Annotated in this window: 1 protein-coding gene; it reads right to left on the reverse strand. The window is 57.5% G+C overall.

Translation table 11 applies throughout. From position 1 onward, the window contains the following. Positions 1-140: 140 nt before the first annotated feature. On the reverse strand, positions 141-2,123 hold the full coding sequence (locus QUG01_RS19850) for a M13 family metallopeptidase (protein WP_500831595.1): 1,983 nt from the start codon (positions 2,121-2,123) through the stop codon (positions 141-143). Positions 2,124-2,345 lie beyond the last annotated feature (222 nt).

Genomic DNA, 2,345 nt, shown 5'->3' on the forward strand with positions numbered 1-2,345 from the left:
CATCAGCAGATACAACCTGTGCATTGTTTGCAGGAAGCGGTGGGGAGAGGCTACCAACTTACAATTGGGACATAGCCCTAATTATTACAAAGCCCGCGCAAATCCATCGCGCGGGCTTCATATTCCATCACAACAAGGGCTTACCAAATCCGGATGCGCCGCTCCTCTGGCTTGTACATCTTATCCCCAGGCTTCACTTCAAACGCGCGCTGAAACGCGTCGCTATTGGATGCGGCGCCGATGGCGCGGAACGCCTCCGGCGAATGCGGATCGCTCACCAAACGCTGCAGCAAGGCCTCGTCACGCATCTTGCCGCGCCAGATCTGCGCAAAACCATAGAAGAAGCGCTGATCGCCGCTCATGCCGTCAATCACGGACGCAGGCTTGCCCGCCAGAGACAACTGGTAAGCCTTGTAAGCGATCTGCAAGCCCACGTTATCCGCAATATTCTCGCCCAAGGTCAGCTTGCCGTTGATATGCTTGCCGGGCAGCGGCTCGTACGCCTCATACTGCGCCACCAGCTTGCTGGTCAGCTCATGGAAACGCGCCTTGTCCTCAGCTGTCCACCAGTCGCGCAAATTGCCATCGGCATCATACTGACTGCCCTGATCGTCAAAACCATGGCTGACCTCATGGCCAATCACCGCGCCAATCCCGCCATAGTTGGCCGCGTCATCGGCTGCGCCATTGAAGAACGGCGGCTGCAAAATAGCCGCAGGAAATACAATCTCATTCTGAGATGGGTTGTAATACGCATTGACCGTTTGCGGCGTCATGCCCCATTCGCTGCGATCCACCGGCTTGCCCAAGTGGGACAATTGCCATTGGTATTCAAAACGGTTGGCGCGCTTGACGTTGCCGACCAGATCATCGGCTTTGATCTCCAGTCCTGCGTAGTCGCGCCAATGCTCGGGATAGCCAATCTTCAGCATGTACTTGGACAGCTTGAGCTGCGCAGCCTGCTTGGTCTGCGGCCCCATCCAACTCAAGCCGTCTATGCTTTGCCGATAAGCCTGCATCAGATTGTCCACCAGCTCCTGCATCTTCAGCTTATTCTCAGGCGGAAAATGCTTGGCCACATACAACTGGCCCAGTGCCTCGCCCAACGACGACTCCACCAATTGGACGCCGCGCTTCCAGCGCGGGCGTTGTTCCGGCGTGCCGGACAGAGCCTTGCCGTAAAAGTCGAAGCGCGCCTCTACCATCGCCTTGTTCAGATACGGGGCATAGCCGTCCAGAATGTGCGCGATCAGATAGTCCTGCCAATTCAGCAGGGGCTCTTTCTGCAAAAGCTTGGCCACGCCGGACACATACTCCGGCTGCGCCACGTTGAATTCGGCCACGCCCGTCATTCCCGCGGCAGCAAAAAAACCATGCCAGTCGACTTTGGGCGCCAGTTTGGCCAGCTGCGCCGGCGTCATCTTGTTGTAGGTTTTTTGCGGATCGCGATTTTCCACCCGACTGCGCTGCAACTGGGCTAATTTGGTTTCCAGCGCCATCGCTCGCTTGGCGCGCTTGTCCGGCTGGGCATAGCCGGCCTGACGAAACAGCCGCGCCAAGTAGTTTTGGTACGCTTCGCGCATTTTGACAAAACGCGCATCCTTGCCCAGATAGTAATCACGATCCGGCATGGCCAGGCCGCTCTGGTAAAGCTCTGGCAGATAGGCGGTGGCATTCTTCGCATCGATGTTCACATACAGGCCGATCGGCAATTTGACATTGCTGGACTGCCAACTGCCCAGTAGCCGCGCCAGTTCGCCACGGCTTGACAACATGGTCACCGCCTGCAAATCGGTCTCAATCGGCTGCAGCCCCAGCTTTTCCGCCGCCGCCTCGTCCATGAAGCTGGCGTACAAGTTGCCAATCTTCCGCTCATTGCCAGCCGCGTCATTTTTCGCGGAAGCCGTTTCAATCAGGCTGCGGCTGCGAGCCTCGCTCAGATCGCGCAATTCTTTGAAAGCGCCGTCCCAGGATTCGCTGGCGGGGATCTCATGCGTATCCAGCCACTTGCCATTGACCGCCAGATAGATGTCGTCCTGCGGCCGCACATTGGCATTGAAATTGGCGGCATCGATGCCCGACACGCCGTGCGCCCAAGCCTGTCCCGCAAACAAGACAGCCAAGGCTAATGCTCTCATTTTCATTGTTCGTCCCTCTCGGCACTCATCACGAAAAGAAAGGCAGCCCATGGCTGCCTTCCGTGTCAGGTCGTTAAGACCCATTTACTGCAGGAACTGTTCCGATCCCACTATCCCCAGCTTCGTCAACCCCAATCGCTGCGACTCCGCCAGCACCATCGCCACCGGCGCATACGTCGCATCCTTGTTCGGCTTGATGTGCAGCTC

It is taken from the genome of Chromobacterium sp. CCUG 76385, assembly GCF_059916625.1.